Source organism: Pseudomonas sp. B40(2017) (assembly GCF_002112855.1).
GTDB classification, from domain to species: domain Bacteria; phylum Pseudomonadota; class Gammaproteobacteria; order Pseudomonadales; family Pseudomonadaceae; genus Aquipseudomonas; species Aquipseudomonas pharyngis.
Map to the genome: position 1 here is coordinate 442,449 of NZ_NEIT01000003.1, position 26,070 is coordinate 468,518.

Annotated in this window: 26 protein-coding genes and 1 tRNA gene; 17 read left to right on the forward strand and 10 right to left on the reverse strand. The window is 60.2% G+C overall.

Annotated elements, in window-relative coordinates; translation table 11 throughout:
- Positions 1-91: 91 nt before the first annotated feature.
- From speE to CAF76_RS09555, 6 genes are all read left to right on the forward strand, one after another.
- Positions 92-967, forward strand: coding sequence for a polyamine aminopropyltransferase (gene speE / locus CAF76_RS09530; RefSeq protein ID WP_007959983.1), 876 nt, complete (start codon positions 92-94; stop codon positions 965-967).
- A 216-nt stretch (positions 968-1,183) separates the two neighbouring features.
- A complete protein-coding gene (locus CAF76_RS09535) occupies positions 1,184-1,417 on the forward strand; it encodes a hypothetical protein (RefSeq protein ID WP_085649379.1) in 234 nt (77 codons plus the stop codon).
- A gap of 210 nt (positions 1,418-1,627) precedes the next feature.
- Positions 1,628-1,975, forward strand: coding sequence for a ribonuclease E inhibitor RraB (locus CAF76_RS09540; RefSeq protein WP_085649380.1), 348 nt, complete (start codon positions 1,628-1,630; stop codon positions 1,973-1,975).
- A gap of 477 nt (positions 1,976-2,452) precedes the next feature.
- Entirely contained in the window at positions 2,453-3,862 is a 1,410-nt protein-coding gene (locus CAF76_RS09545) for a circularly permuted type 2 ATP-grasp protein (protein WP_039769936.1), read from the forward strand.
- Positions 3,863-3,874: 12 nt separating this feature from the next.
- Positions 3,875-4,825 (forward strand): alpha-E domain-containing protein, encoded by a 951-nt coding sequence (locus CAF76_RS09550; RefSeq protein ID WP_007959974.1) that lies wholly within the window; start codon positions 3,875-3,877, stop codon positions 4,823-4,825.
- On the forward strand, positions 4,822-5,631 hold the full coding sequence (locus tag CAF76_RS09555) for a transglutaminase family protein (RefSeq protein WP_085649381.1): 810 nt from the start codon (positions 4,822-4,824) through the stop codon (positions 5,629-5,631). The genes CAF76_RS09550 and CAF76_RS09555 overlap by 4 nt, the downstream gene beginning before the upstream one ends.
- A gap of 143 nt (positions 5,632-5,774) precedes the next feature.
- On the opposite strand, the gene CAF76_RS09560 is transcribed toward CAF76_RS09555, so the two are convergent.
- Positions 5,775-6,554 (reverse strand): cytochrome c, encoded by a 780-nt coding sequence (locus CAF76_RS09560; protein WP_085649386.1) that lies wholly within the window; start codon positions 6,552-6,554, stop codon positions 5,775-5,777.
- A gap of 137 nt (positions 6,555-6,691) precedes the next feature.
- Positions 6,692-6,895, reverse strand: coding sequence for a hypothetical protein (locus CAF76_RS28410; protein WP_143491825.1), 204 nt, complete (start codon positions 6,893-6,895; stop codon positions 6,692-6,694).
- Between the two features lie 284 nt (positions 6,896-7,179).
- Here CAF76_RS28410 and CAF76_RS09565 point away from each other — a divergent pair, with 284 nt between their 5' ends.
- From CAF76_RS09565 to CAF76_RS09575, 3 genes are all read left to right on the forward strand, one after another.
- The gene (locus tag CAF76_RS09565) at positions 7,180-8,385 is read left to right on the forward strand and encodes an acetyl-CoA C-acetyltransferase (protein WP_085613481.1); all 1,206 of its coding nucleotides are present in this window, start codon (positions 7,180-7,182) and stop codon (positions 8,383-8,385) included.
- 17 nt (positions 8,386-8,402) lie between these two features.
- The gene (locus tag CAF76_RS09570) at positions 8,403-10,547 is read left to right on the forward strand and encodes a 3-hydroxyacyl-CoA dehydrogenase NAD-binding domain-containing protein (protein ID WP_085649382.1); all 2,145 of its coding nucleotides are present in this window, start codon (positions 8,403-8,405) and stop codon (positions 10,545-10,547) included.
- Between the two features lie 95 nt (positions 10,548-10,642).
- Positions 10,643-11,365, forward strand: coding sequence for an amidotransferase (locus CAF76_RS09575; RefSeq protein WP_085608794.1), 723 nt, complete (start codon positions 10,643-10,645; stop codon positions 11,363-11,365).
- A 39-nt stretch (positions 11,366-11,404) separates the two neighbouring features.
- Here the strand turns inward: CAF76_RS09575 and CAF76_RS09580 are convergent, their stop codons facing one another.
- The 3 genes from CAF76_RS09580 to CAF76_RS09590 all read right to left on the reverse strand — a co-directional run bounded on the left by CAF76_RS09580 (position 11,405) and on the right by CAF76_RS09590 (position 14,139).
- The gene (locus CAF76_RS09580; RefSeq protein WP_064594647.1) at positions 11,405-12,376 is read right to left on the reverse strand and encodes a magnesium and cobalt transport protein CorA; all 972 of its coding nucleotides are present in this window, start codon (positions 12,374-12,376) and stop codon (positions 11,405-11,407) included.
- A 134-nt stretch (positions 12,377-12,510) separates the two neighbouring features.
- Positions 12,511-13,233: a 1-acylglycerol-3-phosphate O-acyltransferase gene (locus CAF76_RS09585; protein ID WP_085649387.1), complete on the reverse strand. Its 723-nt coding sequence runs from the start codon at positions 13,231-13,233 to the stop codon at positions 12,511-12,513.
- Between the two features lie 216 nt (positions 13,234-13,449).
- Complete coding sequence (locus CAF76_RS09590; RefSeq protein ID WP_085649383.1) at positions 13,450-14,139, reverse strand: crotonase/enoyl-CoA hydratase family protein; 690 nt, start codon at positions 14,137-14,139, stop codon at positions 13,450-13,452.
- Between the two features lie 307 nt (positions 14,140-14,446).
- Between CAF76_RS09590 and CAF76_RS09595 the strand changes: the two genes are divergently transcribed.
- Positions 14,447-14,536 (forward strand) — tRNA-Ser (locus CAF76_RS09595).
- 151 nt (positions 14,537-14,687) lie between these two features.
- Positions 14,688-15,008, forward strand: a complete 321-nt coding sequence (locus tag CAF76_RS09600; protein ID WP_085649384.1) for a YbjQ family protein — start codon at positions 14,688-14,690, stop codon at positions 15,006-15,008.
- A gap of 42 nt (positions 15,009-15,050) precedes the next feature.
- On the opposite strand, the gene CAF76_RS09605 is transcribed toward CAF76_RS09600, so the two are convergent.
- Entirely contained in the window at positions 15,051-15,329 is a 279-nt protein-coding gene (locus tag CAF76_RS09605) for a hypothetical protein (RefSeq protein ID WP_064594653.1), read from the reverse strand.
- A 241-nt stretch (positions 15,330-15,570) separates the two neighbouring features.
- Between CAF76_RS09605 and CAF76_RS09610 the strand changes: the two genes are divergently transcribed.
- The 4 genes from CAF76_RS09610 to CAF76_RS28725 all read left to right on the forward strand — a co-directional run bounded on the left by CAF76_RS09610 (position 15,571) and on the right by CAF76_RS28725 (position 17,285).
- On the forward strand, positions 15,571-15,759 hold the full coding sequence (locus tag CAF76_RS09610; RefSeq protein ID WP_039769953.1) for a hypothetical protein: 189 nt from the start codon (positions 15,571-15,573) through the stop codon (positions 15,757-15,759).
- A 310-nt stretch (positions 15,760-16,069) separates the two neighbouring features.
- Positions 16,070-16,438, forward strand: a complete 369-nt coding sequence (locus CAF76_RS09615) for a glycine zipper domain-containing protein (protein ID WP_007952176.1) — start codon at positions 16,070-16,072, stop codon at positions 16,436-16,438.
- 137 nt (positions 16,439-16,575) lie between these two features.
- A complete protein-coding gene (locus CAF76_RS09620; protein WP_085649385.1) occupies positions 16,576-16,998 on the forward strand; it encodes a YMGG-like glycine zipper-containing protein in 423 nt (140 codons plus the stop codon).
- A 122-nt stretch (positions 16,999-17,120) separates the two neighbouring features.
- Positions 17,121-17,285, forward strand: coding sequence for a hypothetical protein (locus CAF76_RS28725; RefSeq protein ID WP_169429543.1), 165 nt, complete (start codon positions 17,121-17,123; stop codon positions 17,283-17,285).
- A gap of 28 nt (positions 17,286-17,313) precedes the next feature.
- On the opposite strand, the gene CAF76_RS09625 is transcribed toward CAF76_RS28725, so the two are convergent.
- On the reverse strand, positions 17,314-17,742 hold the full coding sequence (locus CAF76_RS09625) for a hypothetical protein (RefSeq protein ID WP_085613477.1): 429 nt from the start codon (positions 17,740-17,742) through the stop codon (positions 17,314-17,316).
- On the reverse strand, positions 17,739-22,517 hold the full coding sequence (locus CAF76_RS28995; RefSeq protein ID WP_085695472.1) for an RHS repeat-associated core domain-containing protein: 4,779 nt from the start codon (positions 22,515-22,517) through the stop codon (positions 17,739-17,741). The genes CAF76_RS09625 and CAF76_RS28995 overlap by 4 nt, the downstream gene beginning before the upstream one ends.
- 250 nt (positions 22,518-22,767) lie before the next feature.
- Between CAF76_RS28995 and CAF76_RS09635 the strand changes: the two genes are divergently transcribed.
- Complete coding sequence (locus CAF76_RS09635; RefSeq protein WP_039769963.1) at positions 22,768-23,463, forward strand: HAD-IA family hydrolase; 696 nt, start codon at positions 22,768-22,770, stop codon at positions 23,461-23,463.
- Between the two features lie 76 nt (positions 23,464-23,539).
- Here CAF76_RS09635 and CAF76_RS09640 read toward each other — a convergent pair whose 3' ends face one another.
- A complete protein-coding gene (locus CAF76_RS09640) occupies positions 23,540-24,286 on the reverse strand; it encodes a 3-oxoacyl-ACP reductase family protein (RefSeq protein WP_085613269.1) in 747 nt (248 codons plus the stop codon).
- A gap of 125 nt (positions 24,287-24,411) precedes the next feature.
- Here CAF76_RS09640 and CAF76_RS09645 point away from each other — a divergent pair, with 125 nt between their 5' ends.
- Positions 24,412-25,353, forward strand: a complete 942-nt coding sequence (locus tag CAF76_RS09645; RefSeq protein WP_085649388.1) for a LysR family transcriptional regulator — start codon at positions 24,412-24,414, stop codon at positions 25,351-25,353.
- On the opposite strand, the gene CAF76_RS09650 is transcribed toward CAF76_RS09645, so the two are convergent.
- Positions 25,322-26,050 (reverse strand): aspartate/glutamate racemase family protein, encoded by a 729-nt coding sequence (locus CAF76_RS09650; protein ID WP_039769968.1) that lies wholly within the window; start codon positions 26,048-26,050, stop codon positions 25,322-25,324. The genes CAF76_RS09645 and CAF76_RS09650 overlap by 32 nt on opposite strands.
- Positions 26,051-26,070: the final 20 nt, after the last annotated feature.

Sequence of the window (26,070 nt, forward strand, 5' to 3'; positions counted from 1 at the left end):
ACCTGTCATCTTCGGCAACGTAGAATGCGCGCCTTTCCCGGGCAATCGAACCTGACGATTGGCGCCCGCGCATTCATCGGAGCACTTCACCATGACCGTCACCAAGACCAGCGAATACCTGGAAACCCTCTACGAAGGCTACGGCCAGCGTTTTCGCATGGAAAAACTGCTGCACGAAGTGCGCACCGAACACCAGCACCTGGTGATCTTCCAGAACCCGCGCATGGGCCGGGTGATGGCGCTGGACGGCGTGATCCAGACCACCGAAGCCGATGAATTCATCTACCACGAAATGCTCACCCACGTGCCGATCCTCGCCCACGGCACCGCCAAGCGTGTGCTGATCATCGGCGGCGGCGACGGCGGCATGCTGCGCGAAGTGACCAAACACGCCAGCGTCGAGCACATCACCATGGTCGAGATCGACGGCACCGTGGTCGACATGTGCAAAGAGTTTCTGCCGAACCACTCCAAGGGCGCCTACGACGATCCACGCCTGAATCTGGTGATCGACGACGGCATGCGCTTCGTCGCCACCACCACCGAAAAATTCGACGTGATCATTTCCGACTCCACCGACCCGATCGGCCCGGGCGAAGTGCTGTTCTCGGAAAACTTTTACCAGGCCTGCCACCGCTGCCTGAACGAGGGCGGTATCCTCGTGACCCAGAACGGCACGCCGTTCATGCAGATCGAAGAAGTGAAAACTACTGCCGGGCGCCTGCGCAGCCTGTTCCCGGACTGGCACTTCTATCAGGCGGCCGTGCCGACTTACATCGGCGGTTCGATGACCTTCGCCTGGGGCTCGACCAACCCGGCCTACCGCAAGCTGAGCCGCGAAGTGCTGCAACAGCGCTTCATCGGCAGCGGCATCGTCACCCGCTACTACAACCCGGAAATCCACATCGGTGCTTTCGCCTTGCCGCAATACGTGCTGCAAGCGGTGAACAAGCCGAGCAACGACTAAAAGCACTATAAAACCCCTGTGGGAGCGGGCTTGCTCGCGAAGGCGTCTGATCATTCAACGTGGAGTTGACTGGTCGTTCGCTTTCGCGAGCAAGCCCGCTTCCACATGGGATAACTTTTTTTCATGTTCGGCGGATGTAAACCTTTTGAACGATCAATCCTGACAAAAGTCGAGATAGAGGTAAGCCCATTTGCGGGTTTGATCGAGGAGGCTCCGATGCAAAAGTGGAAAGTCACTTTCGTGGATGATCACGGTGAAATTGTCGATGAAGTCTTCGAGCGTGCGGAATGCCCCAGTGACGATGAGGCCGCACAACTAATCAAGGAACGACTGCTTCCTGTCGCCGCCGAGCTTGACCTGAACGATCTGGAAGGGCGCACCGCCGATGCCGGCGTAAAAAGCCTGAAAACCCAGAACAGCATCGAAATCCGCAGCATCACCCCAATCTGAATCTTCATTTTCTTCATGTACCAGGCCTTGGCAGCGGCTCTATCTTGGGGCTACTCTGCAAGCGAGATCAGCGAACGGATCGCTAAGGTCTGGTCTTGTCAGCTACATGCTTGTTTCCCGCCGGCAACGCGGTTGCCGTAAGCACCCGGGCCCAGTGGGCCAGTGCAGGGAATACGGAAAGTCTATCCATCTATGCGAGGGGGACGATTCATGAGCACAGCCTATCAAGAAGACATCAGCAGCAGCGTGCTGCGCCGCATGAAAGAAGGCGGTTTCGATTTTTCCCGATTCCATCCCATCGAGTTCTACGCCATTTTCCCGGACGAGGAGCGGGCACGCAGGGCGGCAGGCAAATTTCGCGGTGAATCCATCAATGCCCAGGTCAGTGCGCGCGACGACGGCGCCTGGTATCTGGAATTGAGCAAGGTGATGTACGCAACCTACGACGACATTGGCGATTTCGAGCAGGGCTTCTCGGCGGTGGTCGAGCCCTTGGGCGGCATCATCGAAGGCTGGGGCGTGAAACAGGAGATCCGCAACCGGCACCGTTTGAACTGATCACTCTCGCAACACGTCGAGCTACGGCTGACCTTCGGGTCGGCCGTTGTCGTTTCTACGGCCCCGAAAGCGCATGGCAAAACCCTGAAACAAGAAACCGGCGCAAAAAAAAGCCACCTGAAAAGGTGGCTGAAAGGGAAGACCGGAAGGAGAGGAAACCGGTCAGGGTTACGGCCGGGAGGGCTGCCGAGGCAAGCCGGATCAGTTAGGCTGCATACTTCGTCAACGACGTTTTTGCAGCGGATGCGCGGATTATCCGCAGTGGCCTGCGGGCAGTGAAATCAACTCTGACTATGCTGGTGATAGGCGACGGGACTGCGTCGCAATGAAGCGGGGGCGATCAGGTTGGAGCATTTGCCGCACAGGAATGGTGCGGTGCGTGTGGCGTGAATATCCAACCGATTGAAATCAAAGCGTTTATGCCGATGGCACGGGCCTTGCGAAGGCCTGTATGTCCGGAGTGACAAGGAGTACGGCATGATCCGCACCTATTTTGATGAGATGTATGATGCCGGCGGCCAGATCCGCCCGCATTACCGGGAGTTTGCCCGGTGGCTGGCCGAGACACCTGACGAGCTGCTGGCCCAGCGGCGACGCGAGGCCGATCTGCTGTTCCATCGCGCCGGGATCACCTTCACGCTCTACGGGGACGAGCAGGGGACAGAGCGTCTGATTCCCTTCGACACCATTCCGCGAAGCATTCCCGCCAGCGAATGGCGGATTGTCGAGCGCGGCTGCATTCAGCGAGTCAAGGCGTTGAACATGTTCCTCGCCGACCTTTACCACGAGCAGCGCATCATCAAGGCCGGGATCATTCCCGCCGAACAAGTGCTGGCCAACGAGCAATACCAGTTGGCGATGCAGGGGCTGGATTTGCATCGCGATATCTATTCGCACATCTCCGGCGTCGATCTGGTGCGCGACGGCGACGGCACGTATTACGTGCTCGAGGACAACCTGCGCACGCCGAGCGGCGTGAGCTACATGCTCGAAGACCGCAAGATGATGATGCGTCTGTTTCCCGAGCTGTTCGCGGCCCAGCGCATCGCGCCCATCGATCATTACCCGAACCTGCTGCTCGACACCCTGAAAAGCTCGAGCCCGATCGACGACCCGAGCGTCGTGGTGCTGACACCGGGACGCTTCAACAGCGCGTTTTTCGAGCATGCGTTCCTCGCCCGGGAAATGGGCGTGGAGCTGGTAGAAGGCGCGGACCTGTTCGTGCGCGACGACAAGGTCTTCATGCGCACCACCGACGGCCCGAAAGCGGTGGACGTGATCTACCGCCGGCTCGACGACGCGTTCCTCGATCCGCTGGCCTTCCGCCCGGACTCGATGCTCGGCGTGCCGGGACTGCTGTCGTCCTATCGCTCCGGCAACGTGGTGCTGGCCAATGCCATCGGCACCGGCGTGGCGGATGACAAATCGGTGTATCCGTTTGTCACCGAGATGATCCGTTTCTACCTCGACGAAGAACCGATCCTGAAGAACGTGCCGACCTGGCAATGCCGTAACCCGTCCGAGCTTTCCCATGTCCTCGCCAATCTTCCAGATCTGGTGGTCAAGGAAACCCAGGGCTCCGGCGGTTACGGAATGCTCGTGGGGCCGGCGGCGACGACCGCGGAAATCGATGCGTTCCGCGAGCGGATCAAGGCCAAGCCTCACGCCTATATCGCACAACCGACGCTGTCACTGTCGACCTGTCCGACCTTTGTCGAAAACGGCATTGCGCCGCGCCACATCGACCTGCGCCCGTTCGTATTGTCCGGCCGCGAAACCCGGGTCGTGCCCGGCGGTTTGACCCGTGTCGCCCTGCGTGAAGGCTCTCTGGTGGTGAATTCATCCCAGGGCGGCGGAACCAAGGACACCTGGGTGGTCGAGGATTGAAGGAAGCCTGCCATGTTAAGTAGAACTGCCTCGGATCTGTACTGGATGTCGCGTTACCTGGAGCGGGCGGAAAACCTCGCACGGATGCTCGATGTCAGCTATTCGCTGTCGCTGATGCCGCAGGACGGCCGTGGCGACGGTTTGCACGAACTGGCGATGCCGTTGCTGATCACCGGCACGCTGGACGATTACCTGGAACGCCACGGCGAGCTGCATGCCGAGCGCTTGCTGCACTTCTTCGCCCTCGACGCGGCCAACCCGGCGAGCATCTACAGCTGCCTCGGCGCGGCGCGAGCCAGCGCCCACGCGGTGCGCGGGCGGATCACCGCGGACATGTGGGAAAACATCAACGCCACCTGGCTGGAAATCCGCGGGATCGCCAATCAGGGCCTCAGCCGCTATGGCATGAGCCGCTTCTGCGAGTGGATCAAGGAGCGTTCGCACCTTTTTCGGGGCGCGTCCTACGGCACCATCATGCGCAACGACGCGTTTCGTTTCATTCGCCTGGGTACGTTCATCGAGCGGGCGGACAACACCTTGCGTCTGCTCGACGCCCGTTACGAAATGGCTGGCGATCAGGCCGAAGCGGTCAGCGACGGCACGGCCCACGCCTATTACCAGTGGAGTGCGTTGTTGCGGGCGCTGTCCTCGTTCGAGGCGTACACCGAGATCTATCGCGATGCGCCCGGCGCCCGGCATGTGGCGGAATTGCTGCTGTTGCGCGCCGATGTGCCGCGCTCGCTGCGGGCCTGCACCGAAGAAATCGACCAGATTCTGGCGCAGTTACCGGGGGCCAACGGCCGTCCCGCCCAACGCCTGGCAGCGGAAATGGACGCGCGCCTGCGCTATACCGGCATTCAAGAAATTCTCGAGGAAGGGCTGCACGCCTGGCTCACCGAATTCATCCCGCTGGTGCGCCAGTTGGGCAACGCCATTCACAGTTCCTACCTGGAGGCCGCATGAGACTTTCCATCAGCCACGAGACCACCTATCACTACGAAGATCAGGTGCGCGCGAGCATCCAGTACCTGCGCCTGACACCCCACGACAGCGAGCGTCAGCACGTGCTGAGCTGGCAGCTTGACCTGCCGCGCCCGGTGCGCGCCCAGCTCGATCCGTTCGGCAACATCCTGCACGTCCTGACCATGGACGAGCCCCACGAAGCGATCATCATCGGCGCCCGGGGGCAGGTTGATATCGACGAATTGCGCGAGGCGGAGCACGAGAGTCAGTCGGCGCTGCCGTTCCTGCGTTTCACCCGGCTGACCGAGGCTGACGAGGCGTTGCGGGCGTTTGCCGAACAATCCTGCAAGCAGCGACGCGACCGCAATGCACTGATCGACCTGATGCACGGTTTGAGCCAGCACATGACTTACAAGCCGGGTTCCACTGAAGTCGACACCAGCGCCGCCGAGGCATTCGCCGGACGGGCGGGTGTTTGCCAGGATCACGCCCACGCGTTTCTGGCCTGCGCGCGCAGTCTCGGGGTGCCGTCACGTTATGTGTCGGGTTATCTGTACAGCGAGGATTGTGAGCATCTCGCCAGTCACGCCTGGGCCGAAGCCTGGATCGATGACGCCTGGTACAGCTTTGACGTGACCAATGAACTGGCGCGGCCGGAGCGGCACCTGAAACTGGCGGTGGGTCTGGATTATCTGGATGCCTGCCCGGTGCGCGGCATGCGCCGGGGCGGCGGGTCAGAGCAGATGCATGCGAAAGTGCTGGTGTCGCCGACACCAGCGCCAATCATCTCGGTGCAGCAGCAGTAAGATTCGAGATACCGATCGCTGGCAAGTCGAGTCGTCGCACCGCAGCTCCCACAGAAATGCCGCTGATTCAAATCCAGCGCATAACCTGTGGGAGCGGGCTTGCCCGCGAAGAGGCCAGTGAGAGCACTACAAGACTCAAGTGATCAAGGCTTAACCTTGCGCCCGGCCATATGCTGCAAATACCCGATCAGCTTCTGCAGATCCGCATCCGGCAACACCTCGGCAGAAAACCCCGGCATCTTCGCCTGCGGCCACTGACGCAGACTCTGAGGATCGCGGATGTAGCGCTTGAGGAAGTCCGCGCCGAAGTACTCGGTCGGGTTGTAGGGAATATTGAGATCCGGCCCGAACTGCGCATCCCCTGCGCCATTCAGGCGATGGCAGGCCAGGCAGTTCTTCTGGAACAGCGCAAACCCCTGATTCACCGGGTCATCGGCCTTCAACGCAGGGTCCGGCAACAGGGCAGGGAAGCGCTCGGCCACCGGAGCCATGCGCTTGATGCTCGCCACTTCGAATGGCCATTGTTCCGGGCTGATATTGCCGGCCTGCGGATCGGTCCACACCAGATAAAACGGCCCGGCGCTGTGCTTGCCTTCCGACAGCGGCGGCCAGGGCTGCGCCGGATCCTCGATGGCCAGCCAGGCGCGCGAGCCTTTATTGTTCAGTAGCGGCGCGGCGGACAGCTCGGCGGCGAAACCGTCCAGCGCTACGGCTTGCAGGTGATCGTCCGGTTTGATGCCGGTCAGCAGCGCGGCCATCGGCACGGCGCGATAAGTCATGTCCTTTTTGTAGGACACATCATTCTTGACCGTGAGGGTTTGTACCTGAGGATGCTTGAGCAATTCCTCGGTCTGCCAGGTGCGGCTGTTCGCGCCCAGCTCCAGGTTCAGCTGCGCGGCAGACAGGGGCATGCTCAGCAGCATGGCCCCGAACAGAATGAGCGTTTTCAAGTGATCGCCGTCCGTGTCGTGGAAGTGCGCAAAGGTTGGCACAGCCACGCTGGCCCGGATAGCGGGCCAGTCACATTTTCAGTGGCGATGAACAATACCTGCCGCTTGAATCAGCCGATGACCTTGGTGAGGTTCGGCAGAATCAACAACAGCGTCGTGGCGAAAAGAATGAGCCCTGCTTGCCGTACTTTTGGTTGTTTGAACATGGCTTGACCGCCTTTTTTGTTATTTCCTGATGCCTGCCTGCATATCCATGATGGCAAGCGCTGCACTTCCTGTTGAAGAACGTCTGCCTCGGCAAAACCCGACGACAACAACGTACATCTTCACCTTAGGGCCCGCGTCACGCTTTGCTTAGATCCATTTCGTATGTACTTGCTGCCGGTCGCGATTAAAAAGGCATGAGGCCCATTGCCAGCTTCTTTGCCGCCCGTTTGCTAGACAGCTCGCTCACCTGAACCGGTTAACCAAGCCATGGATGACCGTCCGTCTGAGCGTGCGCGTCAACGTCATTGAGCGCTGTGGTCATTGAATCCGTCGCCTGCGAAGACAACAGTGACAGCACGAATTTCACTCACCGCACAGGTTCGAGGACGTCATGACCCAAGCTTTGATTTTCGACGCGTTACGCACGCCCCGTGGCAAGGGCAAGGCCGACGGTTCGCTGCACAGCGTCAAGCCGGTGAACCTGGTGGCCGGGCTGCTGACCGCTTTGCAGGCACGCACGGCGTTGGACACCAGCCAGGTCGATGACGTGGTGCTTGGCTGTGTTACGCCGATTGGCGATCAGGGCTCGGACATCGCCAAGACCGCCGTGCAGGTGGCCGATTGGGACGTCAGCGTCGCCGGCGTGCAGATCAACCGCTTCTGCGCTTCCGGGCTGGAGGCGGTGAACCTGGGAGCGATGAAAGTGCGCTCCGGGTTCGAAGAGCTGGTGGTGGTCGGCGGCGTCGAATCCATGTCCCGCGTGCCGATGGGCAGCGACGGCGGCGCCTGGGCGCTGGACCCGCAGACCAATCTGCACAGCCACTTCACGCCACAAGGCGTCGGCGCCGACCTGATCGCCACCCTTGAAGGCTTCAGCCGGCAGGACGTCGATGCCTACGCGCTGCACTCGCAACAGAAAGCCGCCCGTGCCCGGGCCGACGGTTCGTTCAACAGGTCGTTGGTGCCGGTGCAGGACCAGAACGGCATCATCCTGCTCGATCACGATGAGTTCATTCGCGCCGAGTCGACCCTCGAAGGTCTGGGCAAACTCAAGCCGAGCTTCGAGATGATCGGCCAGATGGGCTTCGACGCCACGGCACTGCGGGTCTACAGCCATGTCGAGCGGATCAACCATGTGCACACGCCGGGCAACAGCTCGGGGATCGTCGACGGCGCGGCGCTGATGTTGATCGGCTCCGAGGCCAAGGGACGCGCGTTGGGCCTGCAACCCCGGGCGCGGATTGTCGCCACGGCGGTCACCAGCACCGATCCGACCATCATGCTCACCGGCCCGGCGCCGGCCACTCGCAAGGCACTGGCCAAGGCCGGGCTGCGGGTGGAAGACATCGACCTGTTTGAAGTCAACGAGGCGTTCGCCTCGGTGGTGCTGAAATTCATCAAGGACATGGCCGTCGACCCGGACAAGGTCAACGTCAATGGCGGCTCGATCGCCATGGGCCACCCGCTGGGCGCCACCGGTTGCGCGATCCTCGGCACCTTGCTCGATGAACTGGAAGCCCGACGCCTGCGCTACGGCCTCGCGACGCTGTGCGTCGGCGGCGGCATGGGCATCGCCACCATCATCGAACGCCTCTGACCTCAAGGAAACCTGTCATGACCCAAGCCATTCGTTACGAAAAAGGCCAGGACGGCATCGTTCTCCTGACCATCGACATGCCGGGCCAGAGCGCCAACACCATGAACGCGGTGTACCGCGAGGCCATGGCTGAAAGCGTCGCCCGACTGCTGGCGGAAAAAGATGAGATCGCCGGGGTGATCATCACCTCGGCCAAGAAAACCTTCTTCGCCGGCGGCGACCTGAATGAACTGATCAAGGTCGGCAAGCCCGAAGCCAAGGCCTTCTATGACATGGTGCTGACCCTCAAGGGCCAGTTGCGCACCCTGGAAACCCTCGGCAAACCGGTGGTCGCGGCGATCAACGGCGCGGCGCTCGGCGGCGGCTGGGAAATCTGCCTGGCCTGCCACCACCGGGTGGCACTGGACGATGCGTCGGTGCAGCTCGGTTTGCCGGAAGTGACCCTCGGCCTGTTGCCGGGCGGCGGTGGCGTGGTGCGGATGGTGCGCATGTTGGGCATCGAAAAGGCTTTGCCGTATCTGCTCGAAGGCAAGAAAGTCCGTCCGCAGCAGGCGTTGCAGGCGGGGCTGATTGATGAATTGGCAGCGGATCGCGATGAGCTGCTGGCCAAGGCCCGGGCCTGGATTCTGGCCAATCCTGCGGCGGTGCAGCGTTGGGATGTGAAGGGCTATCAGATTCCCGGCGGCACGCCCTCCAATCCGAAAGTCGCGCAGATGCTGGCGATTGCGCCGTCGATCCTGCGCACCAAAACCCAGGGCACGTTGCCGGCGCCGGAGAAGATTCTGTGCGCGGCGGTGGAAGGTGCGCAGGTGGATTTCGACACGGCGCACCTGATCGAAACCCGTTATTTCACCGAACTGACCACCGGGCAGATCTCGAAAAACCTGATTGGCACCTTCTGGTTCCAGCTCAATGAAATCAATGCTGGCGGTTCGCGTCCGCAGGGTTTTGCGCCTTATGTGACGAAGCGCGTGGGCGTCCTCGGCGCCGGAATGATGGGGGCGGGAATCGCCTACGTCAGCGCTGTGGCCGGGATCGACGTGGTGCTTAAGGACGTCAACCTCGCGGCTGCGGAAAAGGGCAAGGCGCATTCGGCGGCATTGCTGGACAAGAAAGTCGCTCGCGGGCAGATGACTGCGCAGCAGCGTGAAGCGGTGCTGGCGCGCATCCATCCGACCGAAAGCGACGCCGATCTGGCAGGTTGCGATCTGATCATTGAGGCGGTATTCGAGGATCGTGATCTCAAGGCCAAGGTCTCGGCAGCAGCACAGCAGGTGGTCGGCGCCGACGCGGTGATTGCTTCCAACACGTCGACCTTGCCCATCACGGGGTTGGCGACTGCAGTGCCGGATCAAGGCAAGTTCATCGGCCTGCACTTCTTCAGCCCGGTGGAAAAGATGCCGCTGGTGGAAATCATCAAAGGCGCGCAAACCAGCGACGAAACCCTCGCACGCGGGTTCGATTTCGTACTGCAAATCAAGAAAACCCCGATTGTCGTCAACGACAGTCGCGGTTTCTTTACTTCTCGAGTATTCGGCACCTTTACCAATGAAGGTATTGCGATGCTGGGTGAGGGCGTCAGTGCGCCGATGATCGAGACCGAAGCCCGCAAGGCCGGCATGCCTGTCGGGCCGCTGGCGATCTCCGACGAAGTTTCCCTCAGCCTGATGAGCCATATCCGTCAGCAAACGGCCAAAGACCTGCAGGCAGAAGGGAAACCGCTGATTGAGCACCCGGCGTTCGCCGTGATTGACTTGCTGCTCAACGAATACAAGCGGCCGGGCAAGGCAGCGGGAGGCGGTTTTTACGAGTACCCCGCAGGTGGGCAAAAACATTTGTGGCCCGAACTGAAGACCCGTTTCGAGAAAGCCGATGGGCAGATTTCGCCGAAGGATGTACGTGATCGGTTGCTGTTCGTGCAGGCCATCGAAACCGTGCGCTGTGTGGAGGAGGGCGTGCTGACTTCGACGGCGGACGCCAATGTCGGCTCGATCTTCGGCATCGGTTTTGCGGCATGGACGGGCGGCGCGTTACAGTTCATCAATCAATATGGCGTGAAGGACTTCGTCGCGCGGGCGCAGTACCTGGCGGAACAGTACGGCGAACGTTTCGCACCGCCTGCGTTGCTGCTGGAAAAAGCCGCGAAAGACGAGTTGTTCTAACGGGGCGGGGAGGCATTTCGGGGCTTGCCTTGCCGGGTGGTTTCAAGGCAGGCTCTGGGGTGTGCATTATTCCCATCACGTGTCAGGTATTTTTTATGTCGCTACGCATCTGCATTCTGGAAACCGACATCCTGCGTCCGGAACTGGTCGATGAATATCAGGGTTACGGGCAGATGTTCCAGCGCCTGTTCTCGCAACAGCCGATCGCCGCCGAGTTCACGGTGTACAACGTGATGCAGGGCGACTATCCGAGTGATGACCTGACCTTCGATGCATATCTGGTTACCGGCAGCAAGGCCGACTCGTTCGGCACCGACCCGTGGATCCAGACCCTCAAGCAATACCTGCTGAACCGCTACGAGCGGGGCGACAAACTGCTCGGCGTGTGCTTCGGCCATCAGCTGCTGGCGCTGTTGCTGGGCGGCAAGAGCGAGCGTGCTACTCAAGGCTGGGGTGTCGGCATTCACAACTACAAACTGGCGGCCAAGGCGCCGTGGATGAGCCCGGTGCGCGAAGAGCTGACGCTGTTGATCAGCCACCAGGATCAGGTCACGGCGTTGCCGGAGAACGCGACGGTGATTGCTTCCAGCGATTTCTGCCCGTTCGCCGCGTACCACATCAACGATCAGGTGCTGTGCTTCCAGGGGCATCCGGAATTCATTCACGACTATTCGCGGGCGCTGCTGGATCTGCGTCAGGAAGCGCTGGGCGAGCAGGTGTACAGCAAGGGTGTGGCCAGCCTGGAACATCAGCACCACGGCACCACCGTGGCGGAATGGATGATGCGCTTCGTGGCGCACAAGCCGACCGCTGCTTGAACCCAGGCGCCCCCGTGTTTTGCACGGGGGCGTTTTTTCTTATAGCCAGCCGGATTTCTTGAAACTCGCCCACAGGCTCACGCAGCCGACCGTGATAAAGCCCAGCACGCCGAAATAGCCGTAGTGCCAGCTCAGCTCCGGCATGTTCTGGAAGTTCATCCCGTAGATCCCCGCCACTGCCGTGGGGAACGCCAGAATCGCCGCCCACGCGGCGAATTTGCGCTGCACCACGCTCTGGCGTGACGCCTCCAGCAGCACGCCGATTTCGATGGTCTGGCTGGCAATGTCGGCCAGGGTGGTCAGGTCTTCCATCTGCCGCGTGACATGGATCTGCACATCACGGAAGTACGGGCGCATGTTCTTGTCGATGAAGGGGAAGCTCAGCTTCTGCAGCTCCTCGCCGATTTCCACCATCGGCGCCGCGTAACGGCGCAAACGCAAGACGTCTCGGCGCAGGCCATGGAGTTTCTGGATGTCGTGTTCATTGAGCGCACTGCACAGCACGTTGCGTTCCAGCTCATCGATCTCGGCGTGGATCGCTTCGCCCACCGGCTGATAGTTCTCGATCACGAAATCCAGCAGCGCATACAGTACGAAATCTTCCCCGTGTTCCAGCAGCAGCGGCCGTGCCTCACAGCGCTGGCGCACTTGGGCGTAGGACGCCGAATGACCGTTACGCGCGGTGATGATGTAGCCGTTACCGGCGAAGATATGGGTTTCGATGAACTGAAGAATCCCGTGTTCGCGCACCGGCGAGTAGGTGACGATGAACAGCGCGTCGCCAAAGGTTTCCAGCTTTGGCCGGCTGTGTTTTTCGAGAGCGTCTTCGATGGCCAGTTCGTGCAGGTTGAACTGGCGTTGCAGGTTGGACAGTTCCTGGGCGCTCGGCTCTTCGAGGCCAATCCAGACGAAGTGGCCGGTCTTGGCGGCCCAGGCTGCGCCTTCGTCGAGGGAAATATTGGTGACTTTCTTACCAGCGCTGTAAACCGCAGCAGCAACAACTCGACCCATGGTGGTGATTCACTTCTTCTTGGCAGATGGCAGGGGAGACATGGCTTCAGCTTAGCCGTGTCGCTGCTTGAGAGTCAGTGAAATCTGCACAGTTCACCGGGCAAAAGAAAACCCGCACGGGGCGGGCTTCTTTTTCACGCAGCTTGCAGCTGCCGGTCCATCGCATCGATGCATTCGCGCATCTGTTCGCGGCACTGGTTGATGAGCATGGGCATGTCGTCCATGTTCAGGCCGGCGGTAGGAATTGCCGGCAGCGAGCGTATGAGAATTTTCCCGCTGTGCCAGCGGTTCAGGCGCATGTGTTTGATGTAGCTGCTGACACACACCGGAACGATCGGCACCCCGGCGGCAATGGCCATCTGGAACGCGCCTTTCTTGAATGGCAGCAGTTCCTCACCCAGGTTGCGGGTGCCTTCCGGGAACACCCAGATCGAGGTGTCTTTGTGCTGCAAGGTGTCGGTGGTGGTCAGCATCGACTGGCGCGCCTTGTGCGCGTTCCCACGATCGATCAACACGTTGCCCGCCAGCCAGAACAGTTGCCCGAACAGTGGCACCCACTTCAGGCTCTTTTTGCCGATGCACACGGTACGGCGCGGCACCACGTTGCCGAACACGAACAGGTCATAGTTGGACTGATGGTTGGCGATGATCACGCAGCTGTCTGGCTTGTTCATCAACGGCCCGACATCGGCCTTAACCCGCAGGCGCAAAATGCACATGGCCGGCAGTGCATAGAGACGGGCGCACAGGCGACTGTTGTCCGGATTGAATGGGCGGCACAGCCCGAGGATCACACCGAGGATTCCCGCGAGAATAAAGTGCAGGCCCATCAACAACATACGAAACACGAACAGCATTTTCAGGCCCATCGGGACAAAAGGTGGCGCAGTGTACGGATGTGCACTGTTTTCGGCAATTGCCGCTATAGAGTCCGGAGATGGGCGATGTTTAAGCGCATGTTTCCGACTTGTTGGTCAGAGGCGTCCTAGAGCTGCTGCAGAGTTTTTAACTGGGCGTGTAAGAAAAAGCCCGACACGACGGTCGGGCTTTTCTGAATCGGAATGAGCCGGGTATCAGCCCAGATGCTCCTGATCCTGAATGATCGCGTTGTCCAGGGCTTCCAGTAGCGCCTTGCGTACTTTCAACTTGGTGTTCTTGTGTGCGGTCATGTTGATTTTCTTCAACTGACGCGCGGCGGCGAGGGCAGCGCCTTGCAGCTCTTCGGCCGCTACAAGCTTGTCGAGGAAACCGGCATCCACTGCGCTTTGCGGATCAAACATCTCACCATTGATCACCGAGCGATGGAAGGCCGAGCGACGCAGACGATCACGAGCCAGCTCGATACCGGCGTGATGCATGGTCATGCCGATCTGCACCTCGTTCAGACCAATGCTGAACGGACCGTCGACACCGATCCGATAGTCGGCGGACAACAGAATGAACGCGCCCTTGGCCACGGCATGGCCCGGGCAAGCAACAATCACCGGGAACGGGTGCGACAGCAGACGACGGGCCAGGGTCGAACCCGCAGTCACCAGGGACACCGCTTCTTTAGGGCCGGCGGTCATTACTTTCAGGTCATAGCCGCCAGAGAGAATGCCCGGCTGACCGGTGATGATCACAATGGCACGATCCGCCACCGCCTGATCCAGCGCCGCGTTGAAGGCCGCGATCACGTCCGGGGAAATGGCGTTGACCTTGCCGTTGCTAAGGGTCAGGGTCGCGATACCGTCTTCGAGGTGGTAGGCAATCAGGTCGCTCATGGCGCAATTCCTTATAAGAAAGATGGGCAGACGTTACCCACCGTCGCCGGTCAGGTAAAGCACTGTGACTGACCCGCCAGTCACTGTTTACTGGCCGATGCGCTGCAACGCGCCCGGTGCCTGACGCCTGCGCGTCTATATAGAAGGGCCGCGTTTACCCGAGATTGGCCGGATCGCCATGGACTCTCGATGGCGGTCGCGGCTTTTTCGCTTAACCGCATGAAAATTCTGAAAAAAAGTTTGCCATCAGAAAAGCTTTCGACTACATTAGCGCGCCTCGACAGACAGAACCTGTTTGAAGAGATACGGTGAAGTGTCCGAGTGGCTTAAGGAGCACGCCTGGAAAGTGTGTATACAGGAAACTGTATCGAGAGTTCGAATCTCTCCTTCACCGCCAAATTCGATGTAAACAAAACCCCTGGTTTCGAAAGAAGCCAGGGGTTTTGTGCATTCTGGCGTCTGGTTTTTGGTCACAGAGATTGCTTCGGCTTCCCTTTGCCAGGGCATTACAATCGCGGTTTTATCCGGTATGTAAAAGGACGACCTCCATGATCATTTCCACCACCCACTCCGTCGAAGGCCGGCAGATTACGGCGTATCTGGACATCGTCAGTGCCGAGTCGGTGCAGGGCGTGAATGTGATTCGCGATATGTTCGCGGGCATGCGCGACTTTTTCGGTGGGCGTTCGCAGACGCTGGAGCGGGCATTGAAGGAGGCACGTATCCAGGCGACTGACGAGATCAGGGAGCGTGCGCGGGCTTTGCAGGCGGATGCGGTGGTCGGGGTGGATTTCGAGATCAGCATGCCGGCAGGGAAGGGTGGCATGGTGGTGGTGTTTGCGACCGGTACGGCGGTCAAGTTGCGCTGAGGCTAGTGAGCCCATTCAACGGAATGGGCTCTGTGCTGATAATCAGCCCTGCGGTTTGAGCAGGATGGTGCCTTTCGAATCGTAGGTCAGCGGCGTGTCGATCGCGACGAGAGGCGGCGTATCGCCGGGTTGAACTGGCTGAACCGGGTCCGGGTGGTAGATCACGCCAGGCTGCAACGGACTCGGTCCGGTCGGCTGCTTGATGACGATTTCACCCGAAGCGATCTTTTCCTTGAGTTTCTCCGCCCCGGCCTTGCCGGCGGCGATCTGTTCATCCGTGAGTTTTACAACAGGCAGTGTCGGGAATCCTTTGATTTCCATGTTCTCTCCTTGAGATTCATTGCGTAGGAAAAAGGGCAGCGGCCAGTTGCCGGGAATCTTTAGCGGCGTGAGACCAACGGTTCATCATTGTGTTTAATTTCCGTAGGCCATTCGTCGGGCTTCGAGTGATCTGAATCACAAGTCCAGGAATGACCGGCTAGTCTCAAAAGCCTTGGAGGTCGATATTTTTTCAGGCAAAAGGGTTGCCAGTGTCGGCCCGCATTTGAGAAGGGGAGCAAAGATGACTGATCCGTACATCGAAGACGACGGGGCTGAATTTTCATTCAACAATTGCGTGCGCTGCGGCCAGACGGAGTATCAGGCCGGATTTGGCGAGGATCCGGTGCAGACCGGCAAGATCAAGTCCACGGCACCCAAGGGCCCAAAGGCGAAGTTTCTGCCCAAGGTCACCACCCGCTCCAGAAAGTGAGTTCTATACCGCAGAGCCCCGTCATTGAACGGGGTTTTTTATGCCTGCCTGGTAAAGAAGCGTCCTACATGGATTGAAGCTTTTGTCCGGTTTTTTCACAAACTTTTCACACCCGCCTGAGTAGGGTGAAGCCATCCGTTAGAAAGCAAGTCTCCAGCCCGTCTCCCCAGCGGGCTTTTTTTTGCCCGTCATTAAACCTTTTCCGTATTCGCTGTCCAATCGGCGCCAAGTGCGCTGCAACGCTGGACATCGCCGCGGCAACAGCATTCAATCTGCGCCCTTTTTTATTCCTTTTGTTGAGGTTTTCGTCATGCGTTTAACTCTGCCTGCTCTGGTTCTGGGGCTTCTGGTTGCTCAAGGTGCAATGGCTGGCGATGGTACTGCCGCACTGGGTGGTGGTCTGGGCGGCGCATTGGGTAACGTGGTTGGTCAGAAAATGGGCGGCAGCACCGGTGCAGCGATTGGCGCTGGTGTAGCGGGTGCGGCCGGCAGTGCACTGGCTGCCAAGAAAGGTGCTCGTACCAAAGCAGCCATCGGCGGCGGCGTCGGTGCGGCGGGCGGTTCGGTCATCGGCAACAGCCTGGGTGGCAGAACGGGCGCCACCATCGGTGCTGGCTTGGGCGGCGCAGCCGGTGGTGCGGTGGGCAGCAACCTGTCCAAGGGTCACAAACGTCACTGATTGCCAACGCATGTCTGAAAAGGCCCGGTTTGATGCCGGGCCTTTCCGTTGCTGAACGTTTTTCCCGAATTCGCCTCCAATGCCACATAGCCCCCTCCGCGGGCGAACCGTCCCGATCCGGGACCTGTGAGGTCTGTATGCGCTTGACATTATCCGCATTGGTTTTGGGATTACTGGTGGCCCAAGGCGCCATGGCCGCTGGTGATGGCACAGCCGCCGTGGGTGGCGGATTGGGTGGCGCGCTGGGCAACGTGGTTGGCGGCCAACTCGGCGGCAGCACCGGTGCTGCGGTGGGCGCTGGTGTTGGTGGTGCAGCCGGCAGTGCCGTCGGAGCGAACAAACGCAACCGCACGGAAGCCGCCATTGGCGGTGGCCTCGGTGCCGCTGGCGGTTCAGTGATCGGCAACAGCCTCGGCGGCTCCACCGGTTCGACCATCGGCGCAGGCTTGGGCGGCGCGGCGGGTGGCGCGGTCGGCAACAACCTGGGTGACGATGGCGGCAAGTCGCACTCCGGGGGCGGCCACAAGCACAAGAACAAACACAAGAACCGTCATCGTTGAGTGATCGGTTCTACGGAAACCCGGCTTTATGCCGGGTTTTTTGCGCCTGCGCGTCATGCGCTGGAACGATTAGCGGCCATACTTTTCGAACGTTTACACATTTGAGATTAATGAGGTGCGCCATGACTCCCGAAACCGAAGGCAAGGAAGAAAAAGGCCCCAGCGGATTGCCGTTTATCAATGATCCGGGGAATGAAGATCCGGGGTCGTTGATGGATGATGCGACGGTTCCGCTTATGGAGGGTGAGGAGGAGCTTGAGTATGAGGATTTTGATGATGATGAGTAATGGGGTGCATGCTTGTCGCATCCGGGTTTTATTGGGTTTGGTTAGGACTTGTCAGGACATACAGGTCATCCATTGGAGACATTTTTTCTATTTTTTTTGAGGACAAATATTCTCTAAATTCTTTTTCGAGAGTTTGTTTGTCACAATACTTTTTGTATCTGAATGGTCGGTCGGTGGCATATGAATAGAGGCGCCAAATATCAAATCCATCAATTCTATCGCCCGACCCGTAGTCAAAATTCACGGACTCTGTGGCGAAAATTATGAAGCACCCAATGCCGTGGAGCTCATACTGAACGCCATTCTTTATTTCTCCGCATCGTTCTATTTGTTTGGAGCGCCATAGTCTCAGAATATTGCGGGTGCCGAATTTTTCCTCTAATAGCTTCGTGCCGATATCTACTTTAGATAGGAAGTCGGTTATCAGATCTTCAAGTGTGATTTCAGGTCTGGTCATTTTCTTCTACGGTGCTCTAGTCTGTCGTTTCCGATACTTTGTGCTGATTCCAACACCTCTTCAATGGTGTTTAGAGTGCCGTGGTGCTCTCTAATATTTGTTATTAGCTTAATACTGACGTTGGTGGAGGTTTGTCTAGCGGCGGCGGCGCGGTGGTGGCCATCCAAAATGTAGAGTTCGCCTTGGTGTTCCGCTACGTCTATGGGGTATCGATTGTCGTAGCCCGTGCTTCGCATTGTATTCACCATTTTCTCGACTTCTTTAGTTGAGGTTTTTCCTGAAATCGCATGCGTCCGCTTTAAAGATTTTGGGTCAACACCGTGATTAACGATAGGCAACGGTGGGTTGCCCTCGATTGCCATACTGCCACTAACATTATCCGGCACAGTACATCCCGGCTTGTTCGGCGGCGGGCAATTGGACGTCAACCCCAACGGATCCACCCACCCCGTCGGATTCGGCACGTACCGGTACTGATTCAGCCCACCCGCCAGCTTCACCGGATCCGGCGTCAGATACCGCCCCAAGTCAGGGTCGTAGTACCGGTGCCGGTTGTAATGCAGCCCGCTTTCTTCATCGAAGTACTGCCCCTGAAAGCGCAGCGGCTGGTTCAGGTAGTCCTCGGTTGCCAGCTCCAGCGAGGCGACCTTGCCGTAGGCGCTGTATTTGGCGGACCAGACGATCTCGCCGCTGTAATCCGTCAGTTCCTGCGGGGTGCCGAGGTGGTCGAGTTGGTAGTAGAACGGGCAGGCGCGTTTCGGGCCTTTGCCGTCGAGCAGCGCCAGGGGGCGGAAAGTGCCGGGTTCGTAGATGAAACTTCGGTGTTGTTCTTTGCTGCTTTCGGCGATCAGGTGGTCGCCTTGCCAGAAAAACTCGCTGGTCTGGCCGTTGACGGTCTTGCGGATGCGCCGGCCGAAGGCGTCGTACTGGTAGCTGGCGCTGGTGCCGTCGGGGCGGGTCAGGCCGATCAGGCGGTGCTGGCTGTCGTAGCGGTATTCGGTGACAAGTTGTTGCGCGCGGCCGCGGCGTTCGCGGATCAGGTTGCCGAAGGCGTCGTAGTCGTAATGACGGTCGCCCTGCATCCGCAGGCGGTTGCCTTTGATCTGTGTCGGGCCGGGGCGGTCCTGCATCAGCAGGTTGCCGGCCGGGTCGTGAGCGAAGTTTTCCGGCAGGTCGTCGCGGGTGTGGCGTACGCTGGCCAGACGGTCGAGGGCGTCGTAGTAATAGCTACGTTGACCGTGACGACTGTCGGCGATAGACGCCAGGTTGCCATTGACCGCGTAACTGTAGTGGCGCAGGTACAGCGCGCGGTCATGTTGATGAACAGAATGAACCCGCAACCGGCCCTGTTCGTCGTAGGCATATTCGCTGAGCAGCAGGCCTTGCTGGCGTTGCTGTTCGCGGCCGTTCTGGTAGATGTGGCGAGTGAGCAAGGCGCCATTGAGGTCGATCGCGGTCAGCGCGCCGCCCTTGGCGTAGTGGTAGTCGAGCTTGCTGTTGTCCGGCAGGCGCATGCGAGTGAGCTGGCCGCAGGCGTCGTAGGTGTAACGCAAGGTGCCCCAGCCCTGATGCTCGCGCACCAGTCGATCCTGCAGGTCGTATTCGAAGGCCAGCGGGTGATCCTGGCCGTCATCCACGCCGACCAAACGGCCTAAACGGTCATAGCGATAGCTGACCTCGACCCCGTCCGGCAGGGTCTTGAGCAGCAATCGCCCGGCGCTGTCGCGCTGGTAAGTGGTGACCAGCGTCGAGCCGTCGTCGCCGAACTCGGTCTTTTCCAGCAGATGACTGTTGCGGTCGTAGACATACGCCGTACGCCGGCCATCGAAGCCGGTTTCCTGTCGGATCAGTCCGGTGGGCGTGTAGTCCAGCCGGTACTTTTCGCCGGACTCGTTCTCGATTTCCGTCAGCAGCAGCTGCGCATGGTCGTAGCGGTACTGCAGCCGCGTGCCGTCGGGGTTGATCCGCCGGCTGACCAAATGCAGGTCATCGTCATATTCGTAGCGGGTGATACGCCCCAGTTCATCGCGTTCGGCGGTGATCTGGCCGTAGGCGCTGTAGGACCAGGCGCGGGTCGCGCCATTCGGCGAGGTGGTCTGGATCAGCCGGCCAACGGCGTCCCACGCATGACGGGTGACCGCGCCATGTTCGTCCTGAACCGTCGTCCGCCGCCCCAAAGCATCGTAGGAAAACTTCCGAACCCCACCGTCCGGCAGACTCTCCTCGACCAACTGGCCCAGGTCGTTCCACATGAACACATGGCGGCCACTGTCCGGATAACGGATCGACAGCAACCGCCCCTGCGCGTCGTAGTGGTAATGGGTGACGTGGCCATCCGGGTCGACCGCTTCGGTGATGTCACCCTGGGCATTGCGCCGGTACGTCCACACCGCATCGCCACGAGAACGGCTGTGCAGGAAACCGTTGCGGTATTCGTAGGACGTCGGCGCATCGTCCGGCGGAATCAGCGCGATCAGCCGTCCGGCATCGTCGTAGCGGTACTCGGTGACCGCCCCCAGCGCATCCTGCTCGGCGACCAGCCGGCCCTGCGCGTCGTAGGCCTTGAGCTGTTCGCCACCATCGGCGGCGACCTGACGCACCAGCCGCGCCGTATCGTCGTGGACGTAGGTTTCTTCAGTGCCGTCGACGTACTGCACCGTGACACTGCCGGCGTCATCCCAGACGTAACGCGTATCCATCTGCGAAAACGACGCCCAGTGCCGCACGCAACGCGCTGCCTTGCCGGCACGCTCCCACTCCCAGAAGAAACTCGCGCCGCCCGCCAGTTGCCGTTGCAGGATGACGTGCTGGTCGTCGTAGTCGTAACGCTCGCACTCGCCGACCGCGTTGGACGCCTCGATCAATCGATGGCGGGCATCAAAGCGGTAGCTGGCCAGCGTCTGCTCGGTGCGCCAGACCGCATCGCGCCAAACCTGATAATCGACCGCAACCAGATGCGCTCGCTCATAGCGCAGCAACAAGGAACGGCCAGCGCCGTTGTCCAGGCGCTGAATCCGGTCGGAAAGATCCCGATGCACCGTCAGACGATTGCCATAGGCATCGCTGACAGCCGTCAGACGCCCAACCCGAAAGTGATAAAACTGCGCTGCGTCTCCCGCCAGCGCAACGATCAACTCCTCCGGCTCATCTCCCAGAAAGATCGCCGCCCGCGACAAGCTGTTTTGAATGGCCGGCCGCTCGACATTCGGCAACGGAAACCGCGTCCGCCGGTTCTCATGGTCGATCCAGACCACCGAAGCGCCATCAATCTCCAGCCGATGCGCCAGCGAATGACTCCAGCCAAACCCCAACCCGACATCAATCTCGGCTGCACTGCTGCGATACAACCGGCTGAACTCGAACGGCAGCAGCCCATCGAGCACACCATCGGTCAGCGTCAGCAGCTCTTCGCCGGTGACCATCGACACCGGACAGCCATTGGTGCAGGTCCTCGGCGCACAATCGGCACTGCCACCGTTGGGATTTTTTGCCTGATCCGAAGCATCATCCCGAGGCTCATGCCGCTCCATTCGCGTCATGCCGTGGGACTTGTCGCGGGCAATGGCCGCCGGATTGGGCACCGTCAGTACCAGCGAATCGGCCGTACGAATTTCCAGCGGAATGGCCGGTGTCGGCCGCAATGGCGACTGCCGCGCATTGACCATCAACGGTTTCAAAGCGCTCGCATGGCGGGTCAGGTCAGGCGCCGAGGTCAGCTCTGCCAGCCGCAACGCCGATGCCGCCAGCCATTCCCGCGCACGGGGTGCCTTGATCTTGCCCAGTACCTGGGTGCTCAACCGCAGCGGCACACCCATGCCACCCGACACACACATCAACAGAAAACTGACCAGCAGTTCGGCCCGAACCTCAGCCACCACCTCGGCCAGATACTGCGGCGGCAGCATCTTCAGCCAACTGGTAAAGGCCGCCAGATAAATGAACAGCAACGGCTCATCGCTGAGCATCAGCAGGCCATTGGCGATGGCCTCGGAAGACGCCTCAAGCAAGGCATCCAGCTCAGCGCTGGACAGGTACTGCAGAAGCTTTTCGCTGTTGGCCTGCAAGTCTGCAAGCAGGGCAAACAGTTGCTTCACGTCATCCCAGACGCCATTCAGGGCGGATTCGAAACCGTGCCAGTCAGCCTGTTGCAGCTGCCCGTAACGCTCGGTGAAGCCGGCGCTGGAAAACTCTGTCCACTGCGGTTGAAACCCTTTCCATTCCTCACGTAACCAGCCTTCCAGACCATCGATGAGGCCTTGATACGAGGCGTATAACGTCCGGATATGCGCAGTGGAAACATCGGGAAAGAAGGTGATGCGATAACGTTGGCCCCGGTCGCAGTCGCTGACCTCGAGAATGCCGCTGGGGCCGATGGTGTGATGCAGCGGTTCGCCGAACCCCAAAACGCCGTCGACATCGGAAATCACCGGTTCAAGGATCACCGGCGTGTCGCCGATCGGCACAAACCGTGCGGCTTCGAACATGTGCACCAGCGTCAGGGGGCCGGTGGCGGGGCACATGACCACCGAGGAACTGATGGGTCTGCGGCTGCCAACCGGTGCACTGAGCCGGACATCGTTGCCGACCTGGAACACTTGCTCGACACCCAGCGCGGTGCCCGTCCAGAACTGCTCGGCCCAGGCGTCATAGTTGTTGAGACAGAGGCGAAACTCCTGAAACAGCTTTTCGACATCGGGCTGATCAGGGTTCAGCGCAGCGACCACCAGCAAACCGATGCTGTTGTTCAATTTCAGGAGTGGATCAGGTGGAAGCATTGGCAGTCACTCGCGCGCATCGGGGGAATGGCGCGAAACTTTGCGGGGGATCGAACAGGAAAGAAGTCAGCCGAGTAGGCGATGTCTGTAGGGCGATTCTCTAAATGTGCGGGAGGGCGTTCGGCGGACAACCAACATTGCCCGTTGCTCAACCTCGGCTGCGCTCGTTATGCTGCTGAACCCTTTAATCAGATCCGAGCAGCGGCGCTATCCCACGCCGCTCGGGATGTCTTTGATAACGGATCCGATGATGAATGCACCGCTGAAGGCGTTTGGCCCGATCAAGGCCGTGATTTTCGACATGGACGGTTTGCTGCTGGACACCGAGGGCATCTACACCGAGGTCACCTCACTGATTGCCGCGCGTTACGGGCGTACCTTCGACTGGAGCATCAAGCAGAACATCATTGGTCGCGGCGCTGGCGATCTGGCGCGCTACGTGGTTGAGGCGCTGGACCTGCCGATCACCGCCGAAGAGTTTCTGGTGATCCGCGAGCCGCTGATGCGCGAGCGCTTTCCCACCGCGCAGGCGATGCCGGGTGCCGAGGAACTGATCCGTCACCTCAAGGCGCACAACATTCCGATTGCGGTCGGTACCAGCTCATCGCGTCAGTCGTTCGGTCAGAAAACCACCTTGCACCGCGACTGGTTCGCGCTGTTCGACTTCATCGTCACCGCTGACGACCCGGAAGTCGGCGCAGCCAAACCGGCACCGGACATCTTCCTTACCGCAGCGCGTCGCCTGGGTGTAGCGCCGGAAGATTGCCTGGTGTTCGAAGATTCGCCATTCGGCGTGACAGCCGCGAAAGCAGCCGGCATGACCGCCATCGCCATTCCGGATGCCGCCATGGCCGATGAAAAATACGCACACGCCGACGGGATTCTTCGCACGTTGAAAGCGTTCACGCCGAGTGCATGCGGATTGCCGGCGCTCGACTGGGCCTGATCAAACCGCCGACATAAAAACGCCGCCCCTCTGTCAAAGGAGGGGCGGCGTTTTTCGTTATCGACTATCTGATCAATCAGGCGCCGAAACCACCGTCGATGGTCAGGCTGGCACCGGTGATGTAACCGGCCTCCGGGCTGGCAAGGTAGGCCACGAAGCTGGCGATTTCCTCGGCTTTACCGTAGCGACCCACCGCCATCAGCGGGATCAGGCTGTCGGCGAACTCGCCATGAGCCGGGTTCATGTCGGTATCGACCGGACCGGGTTGCACGTTGTTGATGGTGATGCCCCGTGGGCCGAGGTCGCGGGCCAGGCCTTTGGTCAGGCCGACCAGTGCGGATTTGCTCATCGCATACACGCCGCCACCGGCGAAGGGCATGCGGTCGGCGTTGGTGCTGCCGATGTTGATGATGCGCGAGCCTTCGCCCATGTGTTTGGCGGCTTCCTGGCTGGCGATGAACACGCTGCGTACGTTGATTGCCAGGGTCTGGTCGAAGTCTTCCAGTTTGAAGTCTTCCAGCGGCGCGACGGCCAGCACACCGGCGTTGTTGACCAGGATGTCGAGGCGGCCAAAGGTTTCGACAGTGGCGTTCACCGCGTTGCGGATGGCACCTGCGTCGGCGCTGTCAGCCTTGATCGCCAGGGCTTTGCCGCCGGTGGCGGTGATGCTGTTTTGCAGTTCTTCAGCCTTGGCGGCCGAGCTGACGTAGGTAAAGGCAACCGCGGCGCCTTCAGCGGCCAGGCGCTTGACGATGGCGGCACCGATGCCGCGAGAGCCGCCTTGAATCAGAGCGACTTTACCGCTGAGGTGTTGAGTGGTCATGTTCGATCTCCAGAAGTTTCAAGGCAGGCTGCCTTGGTGTGGTGTCGAGTATCTGCCCCTCGCCAATAGGCGGGTAGACCGTGGTTGCTATAGTCTGTGTAAACCAAAAGTTTAGAGTGGCGGCCATGGAAACCTTCAGCAGTATCGAATGCTTTGTGCGCAGCGCCGAAGTCGGCAGCTTTGCCGAGGCCGCGCGACGCCTGAGCCTGACACCGGCCGCCGTGGGCAAAAGCGTGGCGAAACTGGAAGCGCGCCTCGGCGTGAGGCTGTTCCAGCGTAGCACCCGTCGGTTGACCCTGACGGAAGCGGGGCAGTTGTTTCTGAGTGAGGTCAGCGGCAGCCTCACCACCATCCAGAACGCCGTGAACAATCTCGCCAGCGCCGGCGGTCAACCAGCGGGCACGCTGAAAGTCAGCATGGGCACGGTGTTCGGCCGCTTGTACATCGTGCCGTTGCTGGGTGAGTTCCTGACAAGGTTCCCGGCGATCAATCCGGACTGGCACTTCGATAACCGCCAGGTCGATCTGATCGGCCAGGGTTTCGACGCAGCGATTGGCGGTGGTTTCGAGCTGCCCCAAGGCGTGGTCGCCCGCAGGCTGACGCCGGCGCATCGGGTGTTGGTGGCCTCGAAGGATTATCTGGATCGGTACGCACCGATCAGCGAACCGGACGACCTCACACTGCACGACGGCATCCTGATCCGCTCACCGCAAACCGGTCGCGTGCGCTCCTGGCAGTTGACTCACCGCACGCAACAACACAGCCCGCTGACGCTCAAGGCACGAATGACCATGAGCGATTCCGAAGCCGCCTGCGCCACGGCGGCGCAGGGGTTGGGGATTGCGTTGGTGAGCATGCCGTTTGCGGTCGGCTATCTTGAGGCGGGGACGTTGCAGCGGGTCCTGCCGGACTGGTACGTCGACGACGGCAACATCTCCATCTATTACGCCGAACACAAATTGCTGCCGGGCAAGACCCGAGCGTTCGTCGATTTTGTCATCGAGCAGTTTTCAACCCTGGGCCTCGCCGAACGTTTCAACGCGCAAAACGTGCTGGCCAGCCGATGATGGTTTTTGGCCGTGGCGTCGCATACGTGCGCACCTTGGAGGTCGACAAACCCAGCCGCACCAGCGATTCGGCGATGGTCACGGCTGCCGTGACGCCATCCACCACCGGCACGCCGGTGCGCTGGCGGATCTTCTCGTCGAGCCCGGCCATGCCGCCGCAACCCAGGCAGATCACTTCGGCTTTATCCTGAGTCACCGCCAGTTCCGCCTGATGGACGATCGCTTCCAGCGCCCGTTGCGGCTCGTGTTCCAGCTCCAGCACCGCCAGGCCACTGGCGCGCACCGAGGCGCAGCGATCCCACAGGCCAGACAGTTTCAGCCGATCCTCAATCAACGGCACGGTGCGATCCAGCGTGGTCACCACCGAGTAGGCGTGGCCGAGGTACATCGCGGTGCTGGCCGCCGCATCGGTGATGTCTACCACCGGCACGTTGAGCAACTCCTGCAAACCTTCGCGACCGTGCTCGCCGTAGCCAGCCTGGATCACCGCGTCGAACGGCTGGTCGTAGGACATCACCCGGTCCATCACGGCGATGGCCGCCAGATAACTTTCGAAATTGCCCTCGACTGAATCGGCGCCGAAGTATGGCGTCAGGCCGACAATCTCGGTGCCGGGAGAAGCGACAGCCTGCGCCGAACGAGCGATGGCCTGAGTGATGGATTCGGTGGTGTTGACGTTGACCACGAGAATGCGCATGGGAAGTCCTTATTACGGTT

Coding starts and splice junctions, on each gene's coding strand:
- speE (WP_007959983.1), top strand. CDS start 92: ATGACCGTCACCAAGACCAGCGAATACCTGGAAACCCTCTACGAAGGC.
- CAF76_RS09535 (WP_085649379.1), top strand. CDS start 1,184: ATGCAAAAGTGGAAAGTCACTTTCGTGGATGATCACGGTGAAATTGTC.
- CAF76_RS09540 (WP_085649380.1), top strand. CDS start 1,628: ATGAGCACAGCCTATCAAGAAGACATCAGCAGCAGCGTGCTGCGCCGC.
- CAF76_RS09545 (WP_039769936.1), top strand. CDS start 2,453: ATGATCCGCACCTATTTTGATGAGATGTATGATGCCGGCGGCCAGATC.
- CAF76_RS09550 (WP_007959974.1), top strand. CDS start 3,875: ATGTTAAGTAGAACTGCCTCGGATCTGTACTGGATGTCGCGTTACCTG.
- CAF76_RS09555 (WP_085649381.1), top strand. CDS start 4,822: ATGAGACTTTCCATCAGCCACGAGACCACCTATCACTACGAAGATCAG.
- CAF76_RS09560 (WP_085649386.1), bottom strand. CDS start 6,554: ATGCTGCTGAGCATGCCCCTGTCTGCCGCGCAGCTGAACCTGGAGCTG.
- CAF76_RS09565 (WP_085613481.1), top strand. CDS start 7,180: ATGACCCAAGCTTTGATTTTCGACGCGTTACGCACGCCCCGTGGCAAG.
- CAF76_RS09570 (WP_085649382.1), top strand. CDS start 8,403: ATGACCCAAGCCATTCGTTACGAAAAAGGCCAGGACGGCATCGTTCTC.
- CAF76_RS09575 (WP_085608794.1), top strand. CDS start 10,643: ATGTCGCTACGCATCTGCATTCTGGAAACCGACATCCTGCGTCCGGAA.
- CAF76_RS09580 (WP_064594647.1), bottom strand. CDS start 12,376: ATGGGTCGAGTTGTTGCTGCTGCGGTTTACAGCGCTGGTAAGAAAGTC.
- CAF76_RS09585 (WP_085649387.1), bottom strand. CDS start 13,233: ATGCTGTTCGTGTTTCGTATGTTGTTGATGGGCCTGCACTTTATTCTC.
- CAF76_RS09590 (WP_085649383.1), bottom strand. CDS start 14,139: ATGAGCGACCTGATTGCCTACCACCTCGAAGACGGTATCGCGACCCTG.
- CAF76_RS09600 (WP_085649384.1), top strand. CDS start 14,688: ATGATCATTTCCACCACCCACTCCGTCGAAGGCCGGCAGATTACGGCG.
- CAF76_RS09605 (WP_064594653.1), bottom strand. CDS start 15,329: ATGGAAATCAAAGGATTCCCGACACTGCCTGTTGTAAAACTCACGGAT.
- CAF76_RS09610 (WP_039769953.1), top strand. CDS start 15,571: ATGACTGATCCGTACATCGAAGACGACGGGGCTGAATTTTCATTCAAC.
- CAF76_RS09615 (WP_007952176.1), top strand. CDS start 16,070: ATGCGTTTAACTCTGCCTGCTCTGGTTCTGGGGCTTCTGGTTGCTCAA.
- CAF76_RS09620 (WP_085649385.1), top strand. CDS start 16,576: ATGCGCTTGACATTATCCGCATTGGTTTTGGGATTACTGGTGGCCCAA.
- CAF76_RS28725 (WP_169429543.1), top strand. CDS start 17,121: ATGACTCCCGAAACCGAAGGCAAGGAAGAAAAAGGCCCCAGCGGATTG.
- CAF76_RS09625 (WP_085613477.1), bottom strand. CDS start 17,742: ATGACCAGACCTGAAATCACACTTGAAGATCTGATAACCGACTTCCTA.
- CAF76_RS28995 (WP_085695472.1), bottom strand. CDS start 22,517: ATGCTTCCACCTGATCCACTCCTGAAATTGAACAACAGCATCGGTTTG.
- CAF76_RS09635 (WP_039769963.1), top strand. CDS start 22,768: ATGAATGCACCGCTGAAGGCGTTTGGCCCGATCAAGGCCGTGATTTTC.
- CAF76_RS09640 (WP_085613269.1), bottom strand. CDS start 24,286: ATGACCACTCAACACCTCAGCGGTAAAGTCGCTCTGATTCAAGGCGGC.
- CAF76_RS09645 (WP_085649388.1), top strand. CDS start 24,412: ATGGAAACCTTCAGCAGTATCGAATGCTTTGTGCGCAGCGCCGAAGTC.
- CAF76_RS09650 (WP_039769968.1), bottom strand. CDS start 26,050: ATGCGCATTCTCGTGGTCAACGTCAACACCACCGAATCCATCACTCAG.